The organism is Xanthobacter pseudotagetidis, assembly GCF_043194795.2.
Classification (GTDB): domain Bacteria; phylum Pseudomonadota; class Alphaproteobacteria; order Rhizobiales; family Xanthobacteraceae; genus Xanthobacter; species Xanthobacter tagetidis_A.
In genome coordinates this window covers 585,001-608,867 of record NZ_CM195534.1, presented here as the reverse complement: position 1 = coordinate 608,867, position 23,867 = coordinate 585,001, and the positions used below count along the sequence as shown (strand labels likewise).

The window sequence follows — 23,867 nt, the reverse complement described above, 5'->3', positions numbered from 1 at the left end:
CGCGCGCCGCGCCATGCGGAAGGTCACGGCCCCACGCGCGCCTGCGCGCCGGGCGCAGCCACCGCCTGGGCGGGCCGGATCTTCGCCGCCGCCATGACGTACTTGAGGAATTCCTTGAGGACCAGCTTCAAGGTCGGGGGATCGCGCCACCATTGCTCCGCCTGCATCCGCGTGGAGACCACGGGATAGGGCACAAACTCCACCTCGGGCAAGGCGCGCTCCAGCTCCAGCATCGCCCGCGGCATGTGCCAGGAGCTCGTCACCACCAGGATCGAGCGGAAGCGCTGGCTGCGGGTCCATTCCGCCGCCTCGATGGCATTGCCCAGCGTGTTCAGGGCCTTGTGACCGAGATCGACGCAGCAGGCGATGAGCCGGTCGGCATCGCCCTCCGGCAGGCTCTCGCGCAGCATGTCGGGCGAGGTCGCGGGATTGACGCCGGTGATGAGCAGGCGCCGGCCATGGCCGTCCGCCAGCAGCGTCAAGGCGTCGGGAATGCGCGTGGCGCCGCCGGTGAGCACCACGATGGCATCGGCCTTCTTGACGCTGGAGGGCTCGCGGGTCGCGATCTGGGCGGTGAAGACGAGGAAGCAGGCGAGGCCCGCCACCCCGGCAAGGCCCGCCGCCAGGACCACGAGCGTCACGGCGCGGCGCAGCAGCGTGCGCGGCCTGCGGATTCGCTCCGCTTCGGTATCCTTTTCCGCCCGGCGCGGGGCCAGGGCTCCGTTGGACAGGCTCATGGCACTGACCATGGCGCGCGAATGCGGCGCTCGCGAGGACATCGCCGCGGCCGGCCGCATGGCACCGCGCGGATCATTGAATCGTCCTCAGCGTTCGGTAAACGGTCACCCGGGAGGTGAGCGCGGTGGCGAGCGCAACCGTCACCACCGCGAGGCCGATGCCGGCGAAGCCGAGCGGCCCCGGATCGAGCCAGCCGAGGAAGGCCGACTGGTCCTCCCCTACGGGCAGGAGGCCCGAGCGCGGCAGGAACGCGACGGCGAGGAAGATGGCGCAGGCCGACAGCCCGCCGATCAGCCCGCCCTCGGCGCCGATGCGCAGGAAATGGCGCTGAAACTGGGCGGCGATGAAGCCATCCCGCGCGCCGACGAAGTGCAGGACCTCGACCACGGAACGGTTGGTCGCCACCGCCGCGCGGGTGGCGAACACCACCGTCAGGATGGTGGCGAGCGCCACCAGCGCCAGAAGGCCGATGCCGGTGACGGTGACGCCCTGCGCCATCAGGCCGAGCCGCTCGGACCAGGCGCGATGGTCGTCCAGCGTGGCGGTGGGAATGCGGTCGGACAGGGTGCGCTTCAGGCGCGCAAGGTCGACCCGGCCGCTGCCGTCGAGGCTGAGGACGACGACGCGCGGAACCGGCAGGTCGGCGAGGTCCAGTCCCGCGCCAAGCCACGGCTCAAGCAGGCGGGAGGTCTCCTCCGGCGTCAGCACGTGGACGGCGGCGATGCCGGGGGTGGACCTGGCGAGGTCGACCGCCGCCTGCACCTGGCCGTCGGTCGCCGCCTTCTCGCCGGCGCGGATCTGGATCGTCACCTCGCGCTTGACGTCGGCGCGCCACGTGGTGGCGGTGGCGCGCACCGCGAGCGCGGTGCCGATGGTGAGCGAGGCGAGGAAGGTCATGATCGCCACCACCGCCACCAGCGCCCGCCCGGCGACGGTGGCGCGCGGCACGATGGCGGCGGCGCGCGAGGGACGCGCCGGCTTGCCCGCCATCCCGGGAGGGGCGCCGGAGATGGCCATCTCGACGCGCTCGGTCTCAGTCGTAGACATAGAGCCGTCCATCCGCGATCACGAGACGCCGCGCGTCGAACTGGTCCATCAGCGCGATGTCGTGGGTGGCGATCAAGACCGAGGTGCCCGACTTGTTGAGCTCGATGAACAGGCGCAGCAGGCGCCGCGCCAGCGTCGGGTCCACATTGCCGGTGGGCTCGTCGGCGAGCAGGAATTCCGGCCGGCCGATGAGCGCGCGGGCGATGGCGGCGCGCTGCTTCTCGCCGCCGGAGAGCACGGGGGGCAGCACGTCCATGCGGTCGCCCAGCCCCACCCACTGAAGCAATTCCGTCACCTCGGCGCGGTAACTGGTCTCCTCCTTGCCGAGCACGCGCAGCGGCAGGGCCACGTTCTCGTAGGTGGTGAGATGGTCGAGCAGGCGGAAATCCTGGAACACGATGCCGATGCGCCGGCGCAGCACCGCCACCTCGTCCGGGTCGAGCGAGGACACGTCGCGCCCGAACAGGGTGATGAGCCCGCGGGTCGGCTTCAGCGACAGGAACATCAGCCGCATCAGCGTGGTCTTGCCCGCGCCCGACGGCCCGGTGAGGAACTGGAACGAATTGGGCTCGATGCCGAAGGACACGTCCTTCAGCACTTCCGGGCCCATCCCGTAGCGCAATCCCACATTTTCGAACCGGACCACCGCCGCCAACCCCCGCGAATCGTCCAAGGCGCACGAGGACAACCATAAACCAAGCGCGGCGCGGCGAAACCGCCCGCCCCTGGACGAGGCGGGACCGCCGGTCCATGCTCGGCCTTCCCCTGACGAGGAACCATGCCGCTGCCCAACATCACAGTCCTTTACGACGAGAACCGCATCGCTGCCCGCAACCACGCCCTTGCCGCCGAGATCGCGCAGGCACGGCCCGAGCGCCTCCTGGCGGTCGCGGTGCTGAAGGGCTCGTTCATGTTCGCCGCCGACCTGCTGCGCGCGCTCCACGCCTCCGGCCTCACGCCCGAGGTGGAGTTCGTGCACCTGTCCTCCTACCGGGACGCCACGATTTCATCGGGCCAGGTGGAGATCCTGAAGGACATCGAGAGCGACGTGCGCGACCGCGACGTGCTGCTGATCGACGACATCCTCGAATCGGGCCGCACCCTCGCCTTCGCCAAGGACCTGCTGATGGCGCGCGGCGCGCGGCGGGTGCTGGTGTGCGTGCTGCTGGAGAAGCCCGGCAAGCGGGCGGTGCAGATCGACGCCGACTTCGTGGGCTTCGCCTGCCCGGACGTGTTCGTGGTGGGCTACGGCATGGATGTCGCCCACGCCTGCCGCCAGCTTCCTTTCATCGGCCATATCCAGGGCGTGGAATAGCGGCGGCGCGAGGTTAGATGGACGGCGCAGCGACTAAGAATGCACAGACAAACGCTTCACCCCCCGAGATCTAAGAGCCTGTTTGGAAATGCCAAGAATGTCGCCGTTCACGGCGCCACACGTCCACACAAGCAGTCATGGCCGGGCTTGTCCCGGCCATCCACGCCGGGCCGATGTTCCGGACTTTCCAATGTCTTCCTCAGCCTCTGGGCGTGGATGCCCGGGACAAGCCCGGGCATGACGGGGAAACGGGGCCAGCGCCCAATCTCGAATTTCCAAACAGGCTCTAAGTCCTAATGACCTCTTTAGCGAAACGCGAGCCTTTCAAGCGGCTCCTTGTATTTTCGGATCAGGGTCAATGGGTCATCAAGACCATTAAAAAATGACTGCGAATCATATCCATGGCGCGCATCCAACCGCGCAGACTCTCTAACAATTCCTATATCCTTTGCGCTAACTTCTTTAGACCAGCCGTGAAATCCAATATGAGCAATCCTTTTAGGTCGATCAAGCATCGTTTCTCCATCAGTATCAACATATCGTACTAAATCAATTCTATTTCCATTCGGCTTTTCGAGCCCCAATCCCCGCTTAGATAGAAGTAATTTTAGTTCATTATATGTAATAAACTTATTTTTAAGGCTTATTTCTCTCGTTCCCCGCTTCAGAAAATGGGATATTATCATTATTTCACGATCAGGAGAGGGGGCATCTATTCTTTTACTAAAATCATATATGTCGAGATTATTTTCTGCGATATTAACGGTAAAATCTTCGTATTCAAGATCTTTTATTGTTGGCGTTCTTCCAATTTTCTGAAGATGAAGAATAGATGTTAGGAATGCCGTTCTTTTATTGGCATCGTGAAACGGATGATTTTTAATTAACCCAAACATCAGGGTCGCACATATATCGATGCCATTTTTCCATTTTGGTTTACCGCCGTACTGAACAAATTGCCGCGACAGCGCCGAATGAAGTAAGTCAATATTCTTTGGACCTAAACCACCTATTCCCTCGCCCTTTGTTGCAAAATATTCAGCTAACAAAAAATGTGCTTGTAAAACTTCGTGAATACCAATGGTCACGCGATCCAGATATGGATCTGCCATTCCAATGGTCTTAATCCACCGGTCATGTTCAGATTTAATATGTTGTATAACGTCATTTTCTTTCATTTTTCCCTCCCCTACGCAATACAAAGCGCGTCAGTTTATTTTCTGAAACGAGCTAGGAACTATGAGCCAATTTGCTGGTCGTGGAAAGTCAAAACGGATGGCCTGAGCTCAGCCATCCTTGCAACATCCAAGCTTGCCGCCCGCTCAGCCTGAATTGCGCAGGCCCGCCGAGATGCCGTTGATGGTGAGCTGGATGCCGTGCAGCACCTTTTCGTCGCCGCCCTCGCTCCGGTTGAGCTTCAGGAGCTCGATCTGCAGATGGTTCAGCGGGTCGAGATAGGGAAAGCGGTTGCGGATGGAGCGGTCGAGCAGCGGATTGCCCTCCAGCAGCCGCGACTGCCCCATGATGGCGAGCAGGTGGGCGATGGTCAGCTCGTACTCGGCCTTGATGCGGCCGAAGATCTCAGCGCGCAGCCGCGCGTCCGGCACCAGCTCGGCATAGCGCGAGGCCACCGCCAGCGAGCTCTTGGAGAGCACCATGTCCATGTTGGAGAGCAGCGCGCGGAAGAACGGCCACTCGCGGTGCATGGCCTGGAGGAACGACAGGCCATAGTCCGGCCGGCGCGCCGCGAACGCCTCCACCGCGGTGCCGAAGCCGTACCAGGCCGGCAGCATCAGCCGGCACTGGGCCCAGGAGAACACCCAGGGAATGGCGCGCAGCGCCGTGATCGCGCGGGTCTTCGTCCGCGAGGCGGGGCGCGAGCCGATGTTGAGGGTCGCGATCTCGGAGATGACGGTGGAGGACCAGAAATAATCCTCGAACCCCTCGGTCTCGTAGACGAGATGGCGATAGGCGCGGAACGCCTCGTCCGAGATCTCCTCCATGGCGCTCAGGAATTCCGGGCGCGGCGCGGCATGCTGCGGCTGGAGCAGCGAGGCCTCCAGGGTCGCCGAGACCAGGATTTCGAGGTTGCGCCGGCCCACGTCCGGGTTGGCGTATTTGGAGGAGATGATCTCGCCCTGCTCGGTGATGCGGATCTGCCCGTTCACCGCCCCGCCGGGCTGGGCGAGGATGGCGTCGTAGCTCGGCCCGCCGCCGCGCCCCACCGAGCCGCCGCGGCCGTGGAACAGGCGCAGCCGCACCCCGTGCCTGCGGAACACCTCGATGAGGCCGATCTCGGCCTTGTAGAGTTCCCAGCCCGAGGTGACGAAGCCGCCGTCCTTGTTCGAGTCGGAATAGCCGAGCATCACCTCCTGCTCGTCGCCGCGGCTCTTCACCAGGGCGCGGTAGGCGGGGATGGCGAGCGCGCGGTCCATCACCGCGGCGCAGGCCTGGAGGTCGGCGATGGTCTCGAACAGCGGGATGATGTTGAGCGCGCTGGTGCCGTCGGCGGAGACGAGGCCCACCTCCTTCAGCAGCAGCGCCACCTCCAGGAGGTCCGACACCCCCTCGGCCTTGGAGATGATGGCATTCGGGATCACCTCCCGCCCGAGCGCCCCATGCGCCGCGGCGGCGGTGCGCAGGATGGCGAGTTCGGAGACCGTTTCCGCGCCATAGTCCACGAACGGCGAGGCCAGCGGGCGGGCGGTGGCGATCTCCTTCAGCAGCAGGTCGATGCGCGCGCCCTCGGCGAGGCCGAGATAGTTGGTGCCGGGCGCGACCTTCTCGAACAGCTCCGCCACGACGCGCTCGTGCACGTCGGAGTTCTGCCTGAGGTCCACGCAGGCGAGGTGGAAGCCGAAGCCGTCCACCGCGCGCCGCAGGTGCCGCAGCCGCCCACGAGCCAGGATCGCCGAGCCGTTGGCAGCGAGCGAGCGGTGGATGACGTCGAGGTCCGCCTTCATCTCCGCGGGACCGGCATAGGGGCGGTCGGCCGGCGCATCGGACGCCGGCTGCGTGCCGCCCGCGCCGGCGAGGTGGCGCGCGGTGGCCTGAAGGCGGGCCCGCACATAAGCGAGCACCAGCCGGTACGGCTCCTCGCGATGCTCCAGCGAGCGGTCGGGCGAGGCGGCGGCGAGCGCGGCCAGCTCCTGCGACACCGGGACGAGGCGTCCGGCGAGCGACAGCTCCGCCCCCAGCGCCAGCAGCTCCGCGTCGTAATAGGCGAGCACCCGCTCGCGCTGCATCCGCACCGTCTGCGCGAGCACGTCGGCGGTGACGAACGGGTTGCCGTCGCGATCGCCGCCGATCCAGCTGCCGATGCGCAGGAACGAAGGCAGCTCCACCGCCCGCCCGTCGCCGGCCATGCCCGCGAGCTGATCCTCGATCTGGCAATAGAGGCGCGGCAGCTGCGAGAGGAAGGTGTAGTCGTAATAGCTGAGGCCGTTCGCCACCTCGTCGAGCACGGTGAGCTTGATGCGGCGCAGCAGCGCCGTCTGCCACAGCGTCAGCACCGCGCGCCGCAGCTGTTCCTCCTGCTCCTCCTGCTCCTGGGGCGTCTGCTCCATGCGCTCGGCGCGCTCCAGCAGGCCGGCGATCTCCATCTCGCGGTTGAGCGTGCTCTTGCGGCGCACCTCGGTGGGATGCGCCGTGAGCACCGGGCTCATATGGGCGCCGGCGAAGAAGTCGATCAGCGCATCGGCCGAGATGCCCTTCTCGCGGGCGTGGGCGAAGGCGTGCGCGAGGCTGCCCGGGCGCGGCGCCGAGCCGGCGATGGCGTGGGCGCGGTTGCGGCGGATGTGGTGCTCGTCCTCGGCGATGTTGGCGAGGTGCGAGAAGTAGCTGAAGGCGCGGATGATCTCCACCGCGCGCTCGGGATCGAGGCCCGCGAGCAGGCCTTCGAGCTCGTCGCGCGCGGCCTCGTCGCTGTCGCGGTGGAAGCGGATGGAGATCTGGCGGATGCGCTCCACCAGGTCAAACACCTCCTCGCCCTGCTGCTCGCGCACCGTGTCGCCGAGGATGCGGCCGAGCCGGCGAATGTCCTCGCGCAGCGGCGCGTCCTTGGCCTCGCCCCCCGCCTCGATCTCCGCCGCGTTCGCCAACGCGGGCTTCGTCATTCGCGCGCTCGTCATGGAGATGTCCCGTCCGGCCGCTCCCGGCCCGCCATCCGACCCGAGAGCCCGTGACGGGCCCATCCCAGCAAGCCGGCGACGCCCGCGCCGCCCCCGGCGGCGATGTGAGCCCGGCCTCCGAGCGCGCCGTGCCGGCGCGCCTCATGCTCGGGACAGTCTAGGCGAATTGTGCGGAAGCGAAAGATGTTGTGCGCCGCATCCTCATCCGGGAACGGCCTGATCGGCCAGCGCCCAGGCGGCGCAGCACTCGAACAGGGCGAAAGCGGCGACGAAGAAGGCCTCCACCGCCCGCCACCCCTCGGGCGACAAGGCGAAGCCCGGGCCGCCGGTGAGCGGCACGCCGCCGTCGACGATGCCGGCCCGCACCACCAGGCCGGCGATCTCCGCATCGCGCAGGATCTGCAGCGTATGGGTGCGCGACAGCGTGAAGCGGCGGGCGAGCTCGGTTGCCGTGGGCGCCCGTCCGCCGAGCGCCGCGGACGACAGGAGGGCGAACAGCACGATCATGCCGCCATCGCGCTCGCAATAGGGCGCGACCATGGGCGCATGGTCCAGCACCCGGTATCCGGCCCGATAGGCGGCGCCGAAGCGCACCGCGAGCTGAGCGGTGAAGCCGGGCTCGTCGAGGCGGGCAAGGATCGTGTCCGCCGTGCCGCCGAGCGCGCGCAGGGCCGTGAACTGCACCCGCCAGCGCGTCAGGAACAGCTCGCGCATGCGCTCCGTCGGCGCGAGCGGCCGCTCGCGCCGGTCGCCGCGCCCCGCCGCCGGCTCCAGATATCCGCCCCATCGCATGAGCGCGAGCAGGGCCTTGGCACGGCCGCGGCTGCACAGGCCGGTCTCCTGGCACAGGGCCGCCATGCGGGCCGCCGTGAGCCCCGCCCCCGTGGCATCGGACGTGGCGTCCAGATAGAGCACGAAGAAGCCGAACACCGTCCGCCCCCGGTCGTTGAGGATGCGGTTGAGCAGCGGATTGCGGTCATGCAGCGCGACGATGCCTTCGGCGGAGGAGTGCATGGCCTCCCGCAGGCGCGGATGGGCCCTGATCCGCGCTCGGGCCTCCGCACCGGTCCAGGCGGCGAGCCATGACGCCGCTTCGTCGTGGGGCTCGGTCGGCGGCGGGGCAAAGAAGGCCACGCCCGTCAAATGGGACATGCAGCTCGATCCAGGCGCACGGGGGAAATCACGGCGGCCTCCGCCAGCGATCGACTGGAGATTAACCCCATCATACCTCGATCGAAAAGCAAAATGCGCCCGCGGTTGCAGCTACTGCTGAAGAGATACTTTGACGATGGCCTTGCGGAGCGGGCAAACCTGCGGCTATTGCGGTCCGTCAAACGCCTTGCAGGTCCATGCCCCACGATCCCGATTCGCTCCTCGCCCTGCTCGCGCGCCACCAGATCGTGGCCGAGACCTTCGATCACCCGCCCCTGCACACGGTGGCGGAATCCAAGGCGCTGCGCGGCGCCCTGCCCGGCCTCCAGACCAAGAACCTGTTCCTGCGCGACGGCAAGAAGACGTACTTCCTCGTGAGCGTCGCCGAGGATGCGCCGGTCAACCTCAAGGCGCTGCGCGATCCCTTGGGCGCGCGCGGCTCGCTCTCCTTCGCCTCGCCCGAGGCGCTCTACGAGATGCTCGGCGTCCTGCCCGGATCGGTGAGCCTGCTGGCTCTTGTCAATGACGAGGCGCGGCTGGTGAACGTGGCGGTCGACCGCGCGCTGATGCGCGCCGCCGCCATCGGCTGCCATCCGCTCACCAACACCCGCACCACCGTGCTCACGCCCGAGGCGCTGAAGACATTCCTCAAGGTGACGGGCCACCGGGCGCTGGAGATCGACCTGCCGCCGCCGGCGCCGACCTGACCGCCCGGCCTGACCGCCGTCAGCCGGCGCCGGCCCGCGCGTCGTACGCGGCCTGGGCCTTGAGGACCGCGTCCATGTTGCGCTCGGCCCAATGGGCGATGGCGGCCACCGTGTCGGTGAGGGTGTGGCCGAGCGGGGTGAGCGTGTATTCGACCGTCACCGGAACCGTGGGAAACACGGCGCGCGAGACCAGGCCGTCGCGCTCCAGCCTCTTCAATGTCTGCGACAGCACCTTCTGCGAGATGCCGTTGATGTCGCGCCGCAGATGGTTGAAGCGCACCGGACCCGCGCGCAGCCGGTCGAGGATCAGTACCGCCCATTTGTCGGCGATGCGGTCCAGCACCATCCGCGTCGGGCAGCGCGCCTCGTAGACGTCGTAGGGCCGGGCCAAGACGCATTCCGCCGCGCCCGCCGCGCCGCCGCTCCCGGGCGGTTTCCATGAAGTGACCATGTGAGATTCAGGTGCTCTCTTTTGGGATCGCTCTGCCGCGCGTATGTATCCCATCAATAGATAGTTTCCAATGGATACCTATGCGAGACCCCCGCGCGGCCTCGTCCCATCAAGGAGCATGAGCATGTCTGGTCAGGTTCTGGTGCTGGCCGCGAACGGAAATGTCGGCCGTCCCCTGGTGCGTGCGCTTCTCGCCAAAGGCGAGCAGGTGAAGGCCGCCTCGCGATCGGGAGCGGCCGTGGAGGGCGCGCCAGGCGTCGCCTTCGATCTCGACGACCCCTCGACCTTCGATGCCGCCTTCGCCGGGGTGGACCGCGTCTTCGTGCTGGCGCCCACCGGCTCGGTCGACGTCGCCGCCCGCCTCCTGCCGGTGATCCGGGCCGCGGCGGCCCGCAAGGCAAAGGTGGTGCTGATGACCGCCCTCGGCGTCGACGCCGACGATGCCATCCCATACCGCCAGGCGGAGCTGGCGCTGGAGCGCTCGGGCACGCCTTATGTGATCCTGCGGCCGAACTGGTTCGCCGACAATTTCCACACCTTCTGGAAGCCCGGCATCGACCACGGCCGCATCGCCGTGCCCGCGGCCGAGGGCAAGACCAGCTTCATCGACGCCCGCGACATCGCCGAAAGCGCCGCGGCGGCGCTGACCTCGGGCCGCTTCGACGGCCGCGCCTTCAACCTCACGGGTCCGCAGGCGCTGGACTATGGCGAGGCCGCCGCCGTCCTGGCGCAGGTGACGGGCAGGCCCGTCGCCTATGCGCCGGTGAGCGACGACGCCTTCGTGGACATCCTGGTCGGCGCCGGACTGACGGTGGACTATGCGCGCTTCCTCGCGTCCATCTTCCATCCCGTGCGCGAGGGCTGGACCGCCCGGGTCACCGGCGACGTCGAGGCCCTGACCGGCCATGCCCCGCGCCCGCTGGGGGCCTATGCGGAGGACAATGCGGCGCGGCTGAAATAAGTCCTGCCGCGCGCCGGCCCTCAGTTCCCGCCGTCGAGCAGGCGGCGGGCGATCACCTGGGCCTGGATCTCGGCCGCGCCCTCGAAGATGTTGAGGATGCGCGCGTCACACAGGATGCGGGAGACCGGATATTCGAGCGCGAAGCCGTTGCCGCCGTGGATCTGCAGCGCATTGTCCGCCGCCGCCCAGGCGACGCGCGCGCCGAGCAGCTTGGCCATGCCGGCCTCCAGGTCGGTGCGCCGGCCCTCATCCTTGGCGCGGGCGGCAAAGTAGGTGATCTGGCGGGCGATCATGGTCTCCACCGCCATCATCACGATCTTGTCGGCGACGCGGGGGAAGGAGATCAGCGGCTTGCCGAACTGGATGCGCTCCTCGGCATATTTGAGGCCCACCTCCATGGCCGCCTGCGCCACGCCCACGGCGCGGGCCGCGGTCTGGATGCGGGCGCTCTCGAAGGTGGTCATCAGCTGCTTGAAGCCCTGGCCCTCCTCGCCGCCGAGCAGATTGGCCGCCGGCACGGTGAAGCCGTCGAAGCCGATCTCGTACTCCTTCATGCCGCGATAGCCGAGCACCTCGATCTCGCCCCCGGTCATGCCCTCGGCGGGGAAGGGGTTCTCGTCCGTGCCGCGCGGCTTCTCCGCCAGCAGGATGGACAGGCCCTTGTAGCCGGGCTCGGCCGGATTGGTGCGCACCAGCAGCGTCATCACGTCGGCGCGCACCGGATGCGTGATCCAGGTCTTGTTGCCGCTGACCTTGTAGACATCGCCGTCCCTCACCGCGCGGGTGCGGAGCGAGGCGAGGTCGGAGCCGGTGTTGGGCTCGGTGAAGACGGCGGTGGGCAGGATCTCGCCGGCGGCGATCTTCGGCAGATAGTGCGCCTTCTGGTCGTCGGTGCCGCCGGCGAGGATCAGCTCGGCGGCGATCTCCGAGCGGGTGCCCAGCGAGCCGACGCCGATATAGCCGCGCGAGAGCTCCTCGGTGACCACGCACATGGCCTCCTTGGGCAGGCCGAGGCCGCCGAAATCCTCGGGAATGGTGAGGCCGAACACGCCCATCTCGGACAGCTGGGCGATGATCTCCAGCGGGATGTACTCGTTCTTCAGATGCCATTCGTGGGCGTGGGGGGCGACCTCCGCCTCCACGAAGCGGTGCATCTCGGTCCGCATGGCCTCCATGGTCTCGTCGAGGCCGGCCTCGCCGATGGTGCCGGCGGGATGGGCGCCGCGGATGATGTCGGCGAGCGCGGCGCGGCTCGCCGCCGTATTGCCCTGGGCGACCAGCGCCGAGACGGCCGGGTCGGCGCGCAGCGCCTCCAGCGTCTCGTCGGAGACGTAGAGGTCGGCGAGGCGCACGGTCTCGCCTTGGCTCATGGGGATGCCACCGAGGATCTGGGCCACGTACTCGCCGAGTCCGATCTGGACGATCAGCTTCTCGGTGTCGCCGAACTTGCCCATCTCGGTGAGGCGGTCGGCGTAATGGACCAGCTCGCGCACGGAGAAGACATAGGTCGCGAGCCAGGCGAGGCCGTGGGTGGCGCGCTGCTCGGCCTCCAGCAGCGCCGGCGAGAGGCGCCCGTTCTCGCTCACCCGCGCGCGGACGGCGGAGGTGGCTTCCGCCAGCAGCTTCTCCAGACGGTCCGTGGCCGCGCGGCCGAGGGCCACCGCATCGAGGGGGGCGGCGGCCGGCGAACGGAGGGCAGCGCTGGCGGACATGGACGGGTCTCTCCCAAATTGTGCAACGCAGAATAATCTATCCTTGCGCCCGGGACCGTTCCAAATCAACGCCTGTTTCTCGGCCTCAGCCCTCGGCGCCGGTCACCTCGTCGAGGCGGGCGGCGAGGTCCTCCAGGTTCTCCTCCACATGGCTCGAGGCCGAAACCGCCGCGAACAGCGCCGCCAGCGTCTCGCCGCTCGCCGCGTCGAGGGCGCCCTCGGCATTGAGGCGTTCCGCCTCCGCCTCAAGCGCCGCCACCGCGGAACGGGCGGCGGCCACCGTCTGGCCGAAGTCAGCGGCCTCCCCGCCGTCGAGCCGGGCGGCGAGCGCCTCCATGTGGGCGCGCAGCGTGGTCACGGCGGCATCGAGATGGGGCCCGATCCGCGCGGCCAGCGGCTCGGCCAGCGGCCGGTCGGCGCCGCGCAGGAGGATGATGACGGAGTGCCACAGGCGCCGGCAGGTGCGCACCACGGGCGCCGGGTCGGCGTGGCTGGAGAGCCGGCCCACCCGCTCGGCGCGGGCATCGGCGACCCGCGCGTCCGCCGCCCTGAGCGCCTTGCGGGCGCCGGCGTTCAGCCGGTCGATCACCGCCGGGTCGAGCCCGCGCCCGAGCAGGCCATCGCGCCCAAGCTCCAGCAGCCGGCCGGACAGGCGTAGCGCCGTGGCGCAATGGGGGAAGAGGTTCACCAGGGCCCGCTCGGGCAGGATCAGGATGGCGCAGGCGACGCCCACCACCCCGCCGATGGCGATCTCCATCACCCGGTGGAGGCCGGACAGCAGCGGCTCGGCATGGGTCGGGTCGGAGAGCAGGACGATGCCCACCGTGACCGGCGCCAGCTTGAAGCTCGCATAGCGGGCGGCGAGCGTGCTGGTGAGCAGCACGCCCACCGCCAGGGCGACGAAGGTCAGGGGAACCGAGGGGCCGGCGAGATCGGCCGCCGCGACGCCGATGACGCCGCCCACCACGGTGCCGAACGCCCGGTCCATGGCCACGGAGAGGCTGGCGCCGATGGTCGACTGCACCACCAGGATCGCGGTCAGTACCGCCCAGTAGCCGTTGGGCAGAGCGAGCCCATAGGCGAGCCCGTAGGCCGCGACCGCGGCGACGGTGGCTCGCAGGCCGAGCTTGGCGTGCTTCCAGCCGAGAAAACCGCGGAGCCGGTCGATGAGCCCGGGCGGCGAGCGCGGCGGCGCCGTCTTGGCGCCGGGCGCGGCGCCAGCGGGCAGGTCCGAGTCTGGAGGCGGTGCGGACATGGAGGCTCCCGAGCCGGCCGCGGCGCGCGGGATCGCGGCGGACCCGAATTGCGATAGACCAACCGCGCGCCCGCGCAAAGCCGCCCTGCGTCGGACGCGCTTGAACCCGGCCGGCCGGCGCGGGACACTTCATCGAAACGAAACAGGTGGAGGCCCGCATGTCCGGGGCATCGCTCGATTTCTTCTACGAGTTCGCCTCGCCTTATTCCTATCTCGCCGCCATGCGCATCGCGGCGGTGGCGGAGGGCGCGGGGGTCGCGGTGCGCTGGCGGCCGTTCCTGCTCGGCCCCATCTTCCAGGCGCAGGGCTATGTGGATTCGCCCTTCAACACGCTGCCTCTGAAGCGCGCCCACATGTGGCGCGACATGGAGCGGCTGACGCGGATCGCCCACCTGCCGCCCCTCACGCGGCCCGAGCCGTTCCCCGCCCATGCGCTCCTGGCCGCCCGGGTGGCCGCATGGCTCGACGACGCCTCGCGCCCGGCCTTCTCCCGCGCGGTGTTCTTCGCCGAGTTCGCCCAGGGACGCGACATCTCGGACCGCGAGACCGTGCGCCAGGTGCTGGCCGGGCTCGGCCACTTCTGCGACGACATCATCGCCGATGCGGAGGCTCCGGCCAACAAGGAGCGCCTGCGCGCCGAGACCGAGGCGGCCAAGAGCCTCGGCGTGTTCGGGGCGCCGAGCTTCGTGACCGCGGACGGCGAGCTGTTCTGGGGCAACGACCGCCTGGAGATGGCACTCGACCATGCCCGCGCGCTCAGGGACGGCGCCGCCCCGCGCGCCAGCGCCTAGAGAAGTCAGGGTTTCATGGAAACACCGAACCCCACCTGGCCTTGATGTAACGCACGTTCTTCACGCGAGGCGGTATCCACTTCGCGCGAGAAGCCTCCGGCCCCTTCGGCCCGCCGCACGGGCGGTGACCGATCAGCGCGGCGGCGGAGCGAAGCCGCCGGACGACGTGGAGGAGGAGGACGACGGCGGCGGGGCGAAGCCGCCGGAGGACGGCGTGCCGCTCGACGTCGGTCCCGAGGGCGGCGGGCCGAACACGTCGTCCTTCGGCGCGCCGGGATCGCTCGCGGGCGCGGCAGCGGGCTTGGGCTTCGCCGGCGCGCTGGAGGTCGACGCCGCCGGCCGCGACGACGACGAGGCGGACGGGCGCGGCTGGGCGGACCGGGCCGGGCGGATCTTCGGCTCGCCCTGCGGATCGTAGCCCACATAGATCACATAGCGCTCGACCTCGGCCGGCGTCACCAGCGGGAAGGTCAGCTGGTCCTCCACCACGGCGAAGGTCGAGCTGGGCTGGCCCTGCGGGATCTCCAGGGGCAGCACGAAGAACTTGGTGGCGATGGTCTTGGGCGTCGGGCCTTCCTGGACCACGGCGATGCGGATCGGCACCTCGAGGGCGCCGGCGGTGCCCTTCTCGCCCACCAGCACGCGGCCCTCGATGCCCACCTTCACCGCCATGGAGGCGCCGGAGATGGAGCATTCCCGCGCCAGCTGGCCGATGGTCCCCTGGTAGCGCAGGCCGCCTTCGCGGGCCTGGACCTGCCAGGTGGAGGCACCCGTGCGCACCGTCACCTTCGGGCATTCATACTCGACCGCGTTGGGGCCGGAGCCGACGGTCAGTACGCCGGGCGTGCTGGAGACGCCGGCGCTGGTGCCGGAGCTGGCGACGCCCACGTCCTGGGCACCGAAGGCGCCGTCCAGCCCCTCGCCGGAGGCGCACCCGGCAAGCGCGAGGGCCAGCGCCGCGAACGCCGCCGGCACGGCCTGAGCCGCGCTGAACGAATTCCGCTCGCGCCTGTCCTCGGTCCCGCGCGTCAGCACGGCGTCCGTTCCAAGGGCCATTCCCGCTCCACTCCCAAGGCTCTGCCCTGCCCGGCGGGCGTTATAGCAAGAAGCGCGCGCGAGCCGAAACACCTTTAGCCGGTGACGCAGCTTCCGGCGGGCGAACCTGCCATCATGGTTAGCCGCGGCCGGCGCCCACGCCGCGGCCCCGGACCACGCTCGAACGCCAAGAAAGAGCCAGAAAGAGAACGCGATTTCCGCCCGGTTTGCGATGCCGGCCGAGCGGCGCCGGTCCTAGCCGCCGGACAGGCCGGCCGGGCGTCCGACCACCACCACCAGCGCCTTGCGGGCGTCGGTGAGGCGCGTGGCGACGCGCTTGAGGTCCTCCACCGAGACCTGCTCGATGAGCGCGTTGCGCTTGTCGATATAGTCGATGCCGAGATCGTCGAGCTGGATCTGCAAGAGCTGGCCCGCCACCTTCGAGGAGGTGTCGAAGCGCAGGGCGTAGCTGCCCACGAGGAAGCTCTTCGCCTCCTGGAGCTCGGCCTCGGTCGGCCCCTCGTCGAGGATGCGCCGGAACTCGCTCTGGATCAAAGCGATGGACTCGGCCGCACGGTCGTTCTTGGTGGCGGTGCCGGCGAACCAGAGCCCCACATGGTTGAGGGCCACCTGGTAGGAATAAACCGAGTAAGCGAGCCCGCGCGCCTCGCGCACTTCCTTGAACAGGCGCGAGGAGAAGGCGCTGCCGCCGAGGATGTGGTTGAGCACGTAGGCGGCCATGAAGTCCGGGTCGGGCCGCTCCAGGCCCACGGTGCCCATGACGATCACCGACTGCGGCGTGTCCAGGGGGATGACGTCGGTGGTGCCGAGGTCCTTCGGCGTCACGTCGGCGACGGGGGCGAGGTCGGCCTTGGCCGGGAGGGCCCCGAACACGGCGTCGAGCCGGCGGCCGAGCTCCTCGGCGGTGATGTCGCCCACCACCGCGACCCGGAGGTTCGAGCGGGCGAGCGTGCGCGCCGCGAACGCCTTCAGGTCGGCGCGGGTGAGCGCCGGCAGGCTGGTGAGCGTGCCGTCCACGGGGCGGCCATAGGCGTGGTCAGGGAAGGCGAGCGCGAACCAGCGCTCGTTGGCGATGGAGTTGGGATCGGTGGACCGGCGCCGCAGCACCGCCATCTGCGCCTCGCGCACCCGGTTGATGGCCTCCTCGTCGAAGCGCGGCGCCGTCACGGCGAGGCGCAGCAGGTCGAAGGCCTTGTCCTTGTTCTCGGAGAGCGTGCGCAGCGAGCCGCGGGTCTCGTCGCGGCCGGTGTCGAAGCGCAGCTCCACCGCGGCATCGGCGAGCGCGCTCTGGAATGCCTGGGCGTCGAGGTCGCCCGCGCCCTCGTCGAGCAGCGCGGCCGTGAGGTTGGCAAGGCCCGGCGTCTTCGCCCCGTCCTGCGCCGCGCCGCCGAGGAAGGCGAACTCCATGGCGATCAGCGGCAGCGTGGTATCGTGCACCAGCCAGGCCTTGATGCCGCCGGGGCTCGTCACCTCGGTGATGCGGCTCGACTGGGACTGGGCCGCGGTGGCGGACAGGAGGGAAAGGGCCATCGTCACCATCATGATCGGCAGGAAAGGAACGCCGAGGCGCGTCGCCGCGAGGCGGGCGAAGGCTCTCACGAGCGGTCGTCCTTCTTGGCCGCCGCGGGCTTAAGGTAGCCCGTGACCGCGCGGTCGAGAACCAGATAGCGCTGCGCCGCCTGTTTCACGTCATCCGCGGTGACCGACTTCACGCGCGCCGGCCATTCGCGCACGTCGTCCGCGCTCTGACCGGTGGCCCAGGCGGCGCCGTAGATGCGCGCCAGCGTCGCCTGATTGTCCTGGGAATAGATGGCGTCGGCGGTGAGCTGGGTCTTGGCGCGGGCCAGCTCCAGCTCGTCCACGCCCTTGTCGGCGATCTCGGCGATCACCGCGTCGAGGGCGGCCTCCAGGTCCTCCAGGCTCACGCCCGGCCGGGGGGTGGCCGAGACCGCGAAGCGGGTGGGGTCGTAGGACGTGCCCTGATACCAGCCCCCGGCGCCGGCGGCGAGACCCTTCTCCACCACCAGCTTGCGGTAGAGGCGGCCGGTCTGGTCGCCGCCGAGAATCTGGGACAGCACCTCCAGGGCCTCGGCCTCGCGCGGCGCCGCCGTGCGGTAGGACGGCACCAAATAGGACCGGGACAGGCTCGGCTGGGCGACGCGCGCGTCGGCGAGCTGGACCCGGCGCTGGACCTGCGGCTCCGGCTCCTGCGGGCGCTCGCGCGGCGGGGTGTCGGCGCGCGCGACCTTGCCGTAGGTCTTCTCGGCCAGGGCGCGCACCTCATCGGGCGTCACGTCGCCGGCCACCACCAGGAGCGCGTTGTTGGGGGCGTAGAAGCGCCGGTAGAAGGCCAGCGCGTCCTCGCGGTTGAGCTTCTTGATCTCGTGCTCCCAGCCGATGATCGGGTGCTGGTAGGGATGGTTGACGTAGCTCGCCGCCTGCATCGCCTCCGACAGGCGGGCGCCGGGCTGGCTGTCGGTGCGCATGCGGCGCTCCTCCAGCACCACGTCGCGCTCGGGCAGCACCACCTCGTCGGAGAGCTTGAGGCCGGTCATGCGGTCGGCCTCGAACCCCATCACCTTCTCCAGGTGCTGCTTGGCGACGCGCTGGAAATAGGCGGTGTAGTCGGTGGAGGTGAAGGCGTTCTCCTGGCCGCCGAGGCGTGCCACGGTGTCGGAGAACTCGCCTTGCGGATGGGCCTCGGTGCCCTTGAACATCAGATGCTCAAGAAAGTGGGCGATGCCCGACTTTCCCGCCTGCTCGTCCGCCGAGCCCACCTTGTACCAGACCATGTGGGTGACCACCGGGGTGCGGTGATCCGGGATCACCATCACCTCGAGCCCGTTGTCCAGGCGGAACTGGGTGATCTTTGGTCCTGCGGCGTCGGCAAGACGGGGCGCGGCGACGGCGGCGCCCGCGGCAAGAATGGCGACCATGGCAATCCGGCTCATCAACACGTTGCGAATCTCTCAGGCATACCGGCGCTGGCGGCCACGGGGACACGGGGCCAAGGCGCGCGCGCAGGTCCAGCGGCGGCTCCGGCAGCGATATAGCGCCCCGCGCCGCCTGCCGGCGGTCAATTGTTCTGGAGGTCGAAGAAGTTGGGAATCTTGAAGGCTTCCTTCTTCTTCTCCACCACGCCGTAGGGCGCGTTCGGGGCCGGGGTCTGGTAGCCGGGCGGCGGCTGCACGAGGCTCTCACGATCGGGCTCGCCGTTGAAGGTGATCGGCTTGTCCTTCCAGGGATCGGAGCTGCCGATGCCGCCCCACCCCTTGAAGCCGAGCTCGTTCGGCATGACCTCGTCCCGCTTCGAGCCGGTGGCGACCGGATCGTTGTTCGCATAGGTGGGCGCGGTCTTGCGACGGCCCTTGTTGAGCTCGGACGGCATCAGCGGCTGACCGGGATCGTCGCGCACGATCGGCGCCCTGGACGCGGCGGCCCGCGCCTTCTGCCGCGCGAGGTCGGGGTCCTTGGGCCAGTTGGGGTTGGCGGCCGCGGTGCTGGTGGTCGGCGGCGGCAGGCTCTCCGGGGTCGTCGGCGGAACCACCAGCGGCGCGCGCTCGCGATAGTCGATGTCGGGCTTTTCCTCTTCCTCGGTCAGGCCCAGCATCTGCATGGTGTTCTTGAGGAAATCGGATTCGAAGCTCTGCGCCGCGGCGGGTGCCTGCGGCACCGCGCTGAGGCTCGCGGCCAAGGCGAGCGTCGCGAAGCCCGATCCGCCGAATGTCGACGGCAGCAGGCTGCGGCGCGCCGCCTGCCGGGCGGCCTCCAGAATTGTCGCCGTGCTCATGCGCATGGGCTCGTTCCTCTGCGGCTCGCGCTCTCGGTTGGCGTCCCGGCCATGCCAGACGGGGCCGATCGCGCTCATCGGACCTTTTCGCGCCGGCTATGGTGCGTCCGAGGGCGGCGATTTTGAGGCGCGACTGAAGACGGTATCGTACAGGAGCAGGCCGACGCCCACAACGACAGCCACATCGGCAAGGTTAAACACGTACCAGCGGTAGCCGAAGGCGTGCAGCGACACGAAATCGAACACCGCCCCGTACACCACCCGGTCCACCGCATTGCCGATGGCGCCGCCGATCAACAGGCCGAGAGCCACCGCGTCGAGCCGCCGGTGCGTGCGCGAGAGCCACACCGCGAACAGCAGCGCCGCCACCACCTTCACCGCCACCAGCACCCACCGCCCCTGCTCCCCCTGCGGAAACAGGCCGTAGCTGATGCCGTAGTTCCACAGCGCCACGAAATCCAGGAACGGCGTGACGGGATAAAGCTGCGCGCTCCAGCCGAACGACCAGTGAAGCACCGCGGTCTTGCTCGCCTGGTCGAGCACCAGAGCCAGGAAGGCGACCATCAGGCCGAGCCGCAGATGGCGGCCCGCCCCCCCGGCCTCGGGCGCGGCGGCGGCCATGCTACTGCGCCGCCGCGCGGGCGGCGTTGAATTCCCGCAGCGCCGCCGCATCGCGCGGCGTCACGTCGGGAAACTCGGGATCGCTGCCCACCTGGGGCGAGATCTTCCAGGAGCGGGCGCACTTCCTGCCCTGCGCCAGCGCCGGCTCCACGGCGACGCCCGGCACCTCGGCGAGGCGGAAGGCGTCCTGCGGCCCCTCGTCCTTCAGCAGCACGGCGTCGGAGGTGATGCAGATCTCCGCGAGATCGAGCCGCTCCAGCGCCTCGGCCAGCGCCGGATCGGCCACATGGACGCGCGGCGCCGCCTCCAGGGAGGAGCCGATGCGCTTGGCCGCGCGCTCCACCTCCAGCGCCCCGAGCACCACCCGGCGCACGAGGCGCACCCGGCGCCACTGGTCCGCCAGCGCGTCGTCGCGCCAGTCCGCCGGGGTGGCGGGGAAGGTCTGGAGATGGATCGAGGCCGCCTCGTCGCCGGTGCGGGCGAGATAGGCCTCCTCGCAGGTGAAGCACAGGATCGGCGCCAGCCAGGCGACCACGCGGTTGAACACCTCGTCCAGCACCGTGAGGCAGGCGCGCCGCGTCACCGAGGAGAGCGGGTCGCAATAGAGCGCGTCCTTGCGCACGTCGAAATAGAAGGCGGAAAGCTCGATGTTCATGAACTGGGTGAGCAGCGCGTGCACCTTCTTGTAGTCGAAGGCGGCATAGGCGGCGCGCACCTCGCCGTCCAGCTCGGCGAGCCGGTGCAGGATGAAGCGCTCCAGTGACGGCATGCCGGCGAACGCCACCCGCTCGGAGGGGCGGTAGTGGTGCAGCGAGCCGAGCAGCCAGCGGATGGTGTTGCGCAGCTTGCGATAGGTGTCGGCCGTGGTCTTGAGGATCTCCGGGCCGATCCTGAGGTCGTCGGAATAGTCGGAGGCGCACACCCACAGGCGCAGGATGTCGGCGCCGGACTGCTTGATGACCTCCTGCGGCGCCACCACGTTGCCCAGCGACTTGGACATCTTGCGCCCGTCCTCGTCGAGCACGAAGCCGTGGGTCAGCACCACGTCATAAGGCGGGCGGCCGCGGGTGCCGCAGCTCTCGAGCAGCGAGGAGTGGAACCAGCCGCGATGCTGGTCCGAGCCTTCCAGATACATCACCCGGTCGCGGCCCTCGGGCGGGCGCGCGGCCTTGAGGTCGGGGCGCACCTCCAGCGTAAAGGCGTGGGTGGAGCCTGAGTCGAACCACACGTCGAGCACGTCGTCGACCTTCCGCCAGCCCTCGCCGGCGCGCGCGCCGAGGAAGCGCTCGCGCGCGCCCTCGCGGAACCAGGCGTCCGCCCCCTCGGCCGCGAAGGCGTCGGCGATGCGGGCGTTGACCTCCGGGTCCTTGAGGATGGTGACGGTGCCGTCGCCATTGTCGGTGATGAACACGGCGATGGGCACGCCCCAGGCGCGCTGGCGCGAGACCACCCAGTCGGGGCGGCTCTCGATCATACCGGTGATGCGGTTCTCGCCCGCCGCCGGCACCCATTCCACCGCCTTGATGCCGGCAAGGGCCCGCTCGCGCAGGGTATCAGGAGCATTGGTAGCGGGCGCCTCCGCGCTCCCTCTCCCGCTTGCGGGGGAGGGGTGGGGAGGGGGAACGGGGGAGAGGTGGGGAGGAGGAACGGCGCCGTGCGCCGCGCCGGATGGCGACGGCAGCGCGAAATCCTGGTCCATGGCGATGAACCATTGCGGCGTGTTGCGGAAGATCACCGGCTTCTTGGAGCGCCAGGAATGGGGATACTGGTGCTTCACTCGCCCCCGCGCGAGCAAATTGCCGGCCTTGACCAGCGCCTCGATGACGGCGCCGTTGGCATCGCCCTTCTCGCCTTTCTCGGTGATGACGCGCCGGCCTTCGAAGCCGGGCGCCTGCGACGTGTAGAGGCTATCCTCGTCCACCGTATAGGGGATCGCCGGACTGATGCCGCGCTCCTCCAGGAAGCGGCGATGGCTCACCCAGGCCTCGAAATCCTCGCGGCCGTGACCCGGCGCCGTGTGGACGAAGCCGGTGCCGGCATCGTCGGTGACGTGATCGGAGTCGATGAGCGGGACCTTGAACTGATAGCCGCCGAGGTCGAGGGCGGCGAGCGGATGGAAGCATTGGAGCTCGCAGAGCTCCGCCGTCGCCACGTCGCGCAGCTTCTTGAAGCCGGTGACGCGCGCCTGCCGGAACACCTCCTCGGCCAGCTTGTCGGCGAGGATCAGCCTGTCGCCCGGCTTCGCCCAATTGTCGTCCGGCGCCTCGGTGACCTCGAACAGGCCATAGGCGATCTTCTGCGAGAAAGAGATGGCGCGGTTGCCCGGCATGGTCCAGGGCGTGGTGGTCCAGATGACCACGGCCGCGCCCTCAAGGTCGCCGCCGGCGCGCACCGGAAACTTCACCCACACCGTATCCGAGGTGAAGTCCTGGTACTCCACCTCGGCCTCGGCCAAGGCGGTCTTCTCCACCACCGACCACATCACCGGCTTCGAGCCGCGATAGAGCAGGCCGTTCTGCGCGAACTTCATGATCTCGCGGGCGATCTGGGCTTCCGCCATGTAGGCCATGGTGGAATAGGGGTGGTCCCAGTCGCCTTCCACGCCCAGGCGCTTGAACTCCTCGCGCTGCACGTCGAGCCAGTGCTCGGCATAGGCGCGACATTCCTGGCGGAAGGCGACCATGGCGGCGGCGTCCGAGAAGTCGGGCTTGGCCTTGCCCTTCTTGCGGTAGTTCTCCTCCTCGATCTTCCACTCGATGGGCAGGCCGTGGCAGTCCCAGCCGGGCACGTAGTTGCTGTCGAAGCCCAGCATCTGCTGGGAGCGCGTCACCACGTCCTTCAGGATCTTGTTGAGCGCGTGGCCGATATGGATGTTGCCGTTGGCGTAAGGCGGGCCGTCGTGCAGCACGAAGCGGTCGCGGCCGCGGCCCTTCTCGCGCAGACGGGAATAGAGGTCGAGCCGCTTCCAGCGCGCCAGCAGCTCCGGCTCCTTCTGCGGCAGGCCGCCGCGCATGGGGAAGTCGGTCTGCGGCAGCAGCAGGGTCTTGGAATAATCGGTGGCGTCGGTGGTCTTGTCGGTCATGGGGCGGGGCCGCTCGGCGAAAAGGGGGCTTGGGAATGATGCGCGCTTGCCCGGCAGCCCCCGCGCGCGCTCAGGCGCGCCGGCGGGGTGCCGGGCCGATAATTCGCTGCGTGGGACCTATGCGCCGCCGGTTCATCCTGAAAGCCATGGCGGCTTCTAGCAGGCGCATGGTGCGCGGGAAAGAGTGGCCCTTCGGCGCGGCGCCTGTCGCTTGCGAAACACGCAGGACGGAAAAAGCGCTACTCCCGCAACGTTGACGCTTGTGCGCGGCGCATGAGGGCGCTCATCTCATCCATCCGACCCGCCGGCCCGACCCCCCATGAACCTGCTACGCATCTACGCACGTACCATCGCCCTCCTCGGCCCGCAGGCCAAGATGGGCGCCATCCTCCTGGTCTCGAACCTGCTGCTCGCCATCGCGCAGTTCGCCGAGCCGATCCTGTTCGGACGCATCGTCGAGGCGCTGTCCGGCGCCCAGGCGGCCGGCCGCATCCCCAGCTTCGGGGACCTCACGCCGCTGCTCGCCGCCTGGGTGGGGTTCGGCCTGTTCAATATCGGCGCCGGCGTCATGATCTCGCTCCATGCCGACCGGCTCTCGCACCGGCGGCGGCTCGGCGTGCTGGCGCAGTATTTCGAGCACGTGCTCCAGCTGCCCATGAGCTATCACGGCGAGACCCATTCGGGCCGCCTGCTCAAGGTGATGCTGGAGGGCGTGGACGCGCTCTGGGGCCTGTGGCTCTCCTTCTTCCGCGACGACTGCGCCGCCATCATCTCGCTATTGGTGCTGGTGCCGGTGGGCATCTACATCAACTGGCGCCTCGGCCTGGTTCTGATCGTGCTGATGGTGGTGTTCGGCATCGTCACCGCCTTCGTCATCCGCCGCACCGAGACCATGCAGCGCGAGGTGGAAGCCTACAATTCCGACCTCGCCGAGCGCACCTCGGACGCGCTGGGCAACGTGGCGGTGATCCAGAGCTACACCCGCATCGAGGCCGAGGTCTCCGGCATGCGGGACACGGTGAACCGCGTGCTGGCGGTGCAGATCCCGGTGCTGTCCTG

General features: G+C 69.0%; 20 protein-coding genes (1 of these 20 running past the window's edge). 5 read left to right on the top strand and 15 right to left on the bottom strand.

All coding sequences use genetic code 11. The annotated features are described in order from the left end of the window. Positions 1–23 precede the first annotated feature (23 nt). From V5F67_RS02745 to ftsE, 3 genes are all read right to left on the bottom strand, one after another. Positions 24–737, bottom strand: a complete 714-nt coding sequence (locus tag V5F67_RS02745; RefSeq protein ID WP_394021364.1) for a YdcF family protein — start codon at positions 735–737, stop codon at positions 24–26. A 73-nt stretch (positions 738–810) separates the two neighbouring features. Next, positions 811–1,785 (bottom strand): cell division protein FtsX, encoded by a 975-nt coding sequence (locus tag V5F67_RS02740; RefSeq protein ID WP_394021365.1) that lies wholly within the window; start codon positions 1,783–1,785, stop codon positions 811–813. After that, positions 1,772–2,431, bottom strand: a complete 660-nt coding sequence (gene ftsE / locus V5F67_RS02735) for a cell division ATP-binding protein FtsE (RefSeq protein ID WP_121625033.1) — start codon at positions 2,429–2,431, stop codon at positions 1,772–1,774. The genes V5F67_RS02740 and ftsE overlap by 14 nt, the downstream gene beginning before the upstream one ends. A gap of 132 nt (positions 2,432–2,563) precedes the next feature. On the opposite strand from ftsE, the gene hpt reads away from it, so the two are divergent. After that, positions 2,564–3,100, top strand: a complete 537-nt coding sequence (gene hpt / locus V5F67_RS02730) for a hypoxanthine phosphoribosyltransferase (RefSeq protein ID WP_394021366.1) — start codon at positions 2,564–2,566, stop codon at positions 3,098–3,100. 305 nt (positions 3,101–3,405) lie between these two features. Here the strand turns inward: hpt and V5F67_RS02725 are convergent, their stop codons facing one another. The 3 genes from V5F67_RS02725 to V5F67_RS02715 all read right to left on the bottom strand — a co-directional run bounded on the left by V5F67_RS02725 (position 3,406) and on the right by V5F67_RS02715 (position 8,382). After that, complete coding sequence (locus V5F67_RS02725; RefSeq protein WP_394021367.1) at positions 3,406–4,278, bottom strand: type II toxin-antitoxin system death-on-curing family toxin; 873 nt, start codon at positions 4,276–4,278, stop codon at positions 3,406–3,408. A gap of 144 nt (positions 4,279–4,422) precedes the next feature. After that, positions 4,423–7,215: a phosphoenolpyruvate carboxylase gene (gene ppc, locus V5F67_RS02720; protein WP_394021368.1), complete on the bottom strand. Its 2,793-nt coding sequence runs from the start codon at positions 7,213–7,215 to the stop codon at positions 4,423–4,425. A 216-nt stretch (positions 7,216–7,431) separates the two neighbouring features. Continuing rightward, positions 7,432–8,382, bottom strand: coding sequence for a hypothetical protein (locus V5F67_RS02715; RefSeq protein WP_394021369.1), 951 nt, complete (start codon positions 8,380–8,382; stop codon positions 7,432–7,434). Positions 8,383–8,579: 197 nt separating this feature from the next. Here V5F67_RS02715 and V5F67_RS02710 point away from each other — a divergent pair, with 197 nt between their 5' ends. After that, positions 8,580–9,089 (top strand): prolyl-tRNA synthetase associated domain-containing protein, encoded by a 510-nt coding sequence (locus tag V5F67_RS02710; protein ID WP_394021370.1) that lies wholly within the window; start codon positions 8,580–8,582, stop codon positions 9,087–9,089. A 19-nt stretch (positions 9,090–9,108) separates the two neighbouring features. Here the strand turns inward: V5F67_RS02710 and V5F67_RS02705 are convergent, their stop codons facing one another. After that, the gene (locus tag V5F67_RS02705) at positions 9,109–9,480 is read right to left on the bottom strand and encodes a winged helix-turn-helix transcriptional regulator (RefSeq protein WP_394021371.1); all 372 of its coding nucleotides are present in this window, start codon (positions 9,478–9,480) and stop codon (positions 9,109–9,111) included. 184 nt (positions 9,481–9,664) lie between these two features. Here V5F67_RS02705 and V5F67_RS02700 point away from each other — a divergent pair, with 184 nt between their 5' ends. After that, positions 9,665–10,501, top strand: coding sequence for an SDR family oxidoreductase (locus tag V5F67_RS02700; protein ID WP_394021372.1), 837 nt, complete (start codon positions 9,665–9,667; stop codon positions 10,499–10,501). A 20-nt stretch (positions 10,502–10,521) separates the two neighbouring features. Here V5F67_RS02700 and V5F67_RS02695 read toward each other — a convergent pair whose 3' ends face one another. Beyond that, the gene (locus tag V5F67_RS02695) at positions 10,522–12,213 is read right to left on the bottom strand and encodes an acyl-CoA dehydrogenase family protein (protein WP_394021374.1); all 1,692 of its coding nucleotides are present in this window, start codon (positions 12,211–12,213) and stop codon (positions 10,522–10,524) included. 85 nt (positions 12,214–12,298) lie between these two features. Continuing rightward, a complete protein-coding gene (locus V5F67_RS02690) occupies positions 12,299–13,468 on the bottom strand; it encodes an FUSC family protein (protein WP_394021375.1) in 1,170 nt (389 codons plus the stop codon). A 158-nt stretch (positions 13,469–13,626) separates the two neighbouring features. Between V5F67_RS02690 and V5F67_RS02685 the strand changes: the two genes are divergently transcribed. Next, positions 13,627–14,259, top strand: coding sequence for a 2-hydroxychromene-2-carboxylate isomerase (locus V5F67_RS02685; protein ID WP_394021376.1), 633 nt, complete (start codon positions 13,627–13,629; stop codon positions 14,257–14,259). Positions 14,260–14,391: 132 nt separating this feature from the next. Here V5F67_RS02685 and V5F67_RS02680 read toward each other — a convergent pair whose 3' ends face one another. The 6 genes from V5F67_RS02680 to ileS form a co-directional block, all read right to left on the bottom strand. After that, positions 14,392–15,315 (bottom strand): hypothetical protein, encoded by a 924-nt coding sequence (locus V5F67_RS02680; RefSeq protein ID WP_394021377.1) that lies wholly within the window; start codon positions 15,313–15,315, stop codon positions 14,392–14,394. 234 nt (positions 15,316–15,549) lie between these two features. Then, complete coding sequence (locus V5F67_RS02675) at positions 15,550–16,914, bottom strand: M16 family metallopeptidase (protein WP_394021378.1); 1,365 nt, start codon at positions 16,912–16,914, stop codon at positions 15,550–15,552. Then, positions 16,911–18,251, bottom strand: coding sequence for a M16 family metallopeptidase (locus V5F67_RS02670; RefSeq protein ID WP_394021379.1), 1,341 nt, complete (start codon positions 18,249–18,251; stop codon positions 16,911–16,913). Before V5F67_RS02670 ends, V5F67_RS02675 begins: the two co-directional genes overlap by 4 nt. A 140-nt stretch (positions 18,252–18,391) precedes the next feature. After that, positions 18,392–19,111 (bottom strand): hypothetical protein, encoded by a 720-nt coding sequence (locus V5F67_RS02665; protein ID WP_509210604.1) that lies wholly within the window; start codon positions 19,109–19,111, stop codon positions 18,392–18,394. Positions 19,112–19,201: 90 nt separating this feature from the next. Then, a complete protein-coding gene (gene lspA / locus V5F67_RS02660; protein ID WP_509210603.1) occupies positions 19,202–19,726 on the bottom strand; it encodes a signal peptidase II in 525 nt (174 codons plus the stop codon). A 1-nt stretch (position 19,727) separates the two neighbouring features. Beyond that, on the bottom strand, positions 19,728–22,808 hold the full coding sequence (gene ileS / locus V5F67_RS02655) for an isoleucine--tRNA ligase (RefSeq protein ID WP_394021383.1): 3,081 nt from the start codon (positions 22,806–22,808) through the stop codon (positions 19,728–19,730). A gap of 319 nt (positions 22,809–23,127) precedes the next feature. Between ileS and V5F67_RS02650 the strand changes: the two genes are divergently transcribed. After that, a protein-coding gene (locus V5F67_RS02650; RefSeq protein WP_394021384.1) for a glucan ABC transporter ATP-binding protein/ permease crosses the window boundary here: on the top strand, positions 23,128–23,867 show its beginning. The gene runs 1,042 nt beyond the window's last position; 740 of the gene's 1,782 nt are visible here — the first part of the coding sequence; the start codon lies at positions 23,128–23,130; its stop codon lies off the right edge, out of view.

Bases quoted from the DNA above. Each gene is read 5' to 3' on its own strand.
- V5F67_RS02745 (WP_394021364.1), bottom strand. From the start codon at position 737: ATGAGCCTGTCCAACGGAGCCCTGGCCCCGCGCCGGGCGGAAAAGGAT.
- V5F67_RS02740 (WP_394021365.1), bottom strand. From the start codon at position 1,785: ATGTCTACGACTGAGACCGAGCGCGTCGAGATGGCCATCTCCGGCGCC.
- hpt (WP_394021366.1), top strand. From the start codon at position 2,564: ATGCCGCTGCCCAACATCACAGTCCTTTACGACGAGAACCGCATCGCT.
- V5F67_RS02725 (WP_394021367.1), bottom strand. From the start codon at position 4,278: ATGAAAGAAAATGACGTTATACAACATATTAAATCTGAACATGACCGG.
- ppc (WP_394021368.1), bottom strand. From the start codon at position 7,215: ATGACGAAGCCCGCGTTGGCGAACGCGGCGGAGATCGAGGCGGGGGGC.
- V5F67_RS02715 (WP_394021369.1), bottom strand. From the start codon at position 8,382: ATGTCCCATTTGACGGGCGTGGCCTTCTTTGCCCCGCCGCCGACCGAG.
- V5F67_RS02710 (WP_394021370.1), top strand. From the start codon at position 8,580: ATGCCCCACGATCCCGATTCGCTCCTCGCCCTGCTCGCGCGCCACCAG.
- V5F67_RS02700 (WP_394021372.1), top strand. From the start codon at position 9,665: ATGTCTGGTCAGGTTCTGGTGCTGGCCGCGAACGGAAATGTCGGCCGT.
- V5F67_RS02695 (WP_394021374.1), bottom strand. From the start codon at position 12,213: ATGTCCGCCAGCGCTGCCCTCCGTTCGCCGGCCGCCGCCCCCCTCGAT.
- V5F67_RS02690 (WP_394021375.1), bottom strand. From the start codon at position 13,468: ATGTCCGCACCGCCTCCAGACTCGGACCTGCCCGCTGGCGCCGCGCCC.
- V5F67_RS02685 (WP_394021376.1), top strand. From the start codon at position 13,627: ATGTCCGGGGCATCGCTCGATTTCTTCTACGAGTTCGCCTCGCCTTAT.
- V5F67_RS02680 (WP_394021377.1), bottom strand. From the start codon at position 15,315: ATGGCCCTTGGAACGGACGCCGTGCTGACGCGCGGGACCGAGGACAGG.
- V5F67_RS02670 (WP_394021379.1), bottom strand. From the start codon at position 18,251: ATGGTCGCCATTCTTGCCGCGGGCGCCGCCGTCGCCGCGCCCCGTCTT.
- V5F67_RS02665 (WP_509210604.1), bottom strand. From the start codon at position 19,111: ATGCGCATGAGCACGGCGACAATTCTGGAGGCCGCCCGGCAGGCGGCG.
- lspA (WP_509210603.1), bottom strand. From the start codon at position 19,726: ATGGCCGCCGCCGCGCCCGAGGCCGGGGGGGCGGGCCGCCATCTGCGG.
- ileS (WP_394021383.1), bottom strand. From the start codon at position 22,808: ATGACCGACAAGACCACCGACGCCACCGATTATTCCAAGACCCTGCTG.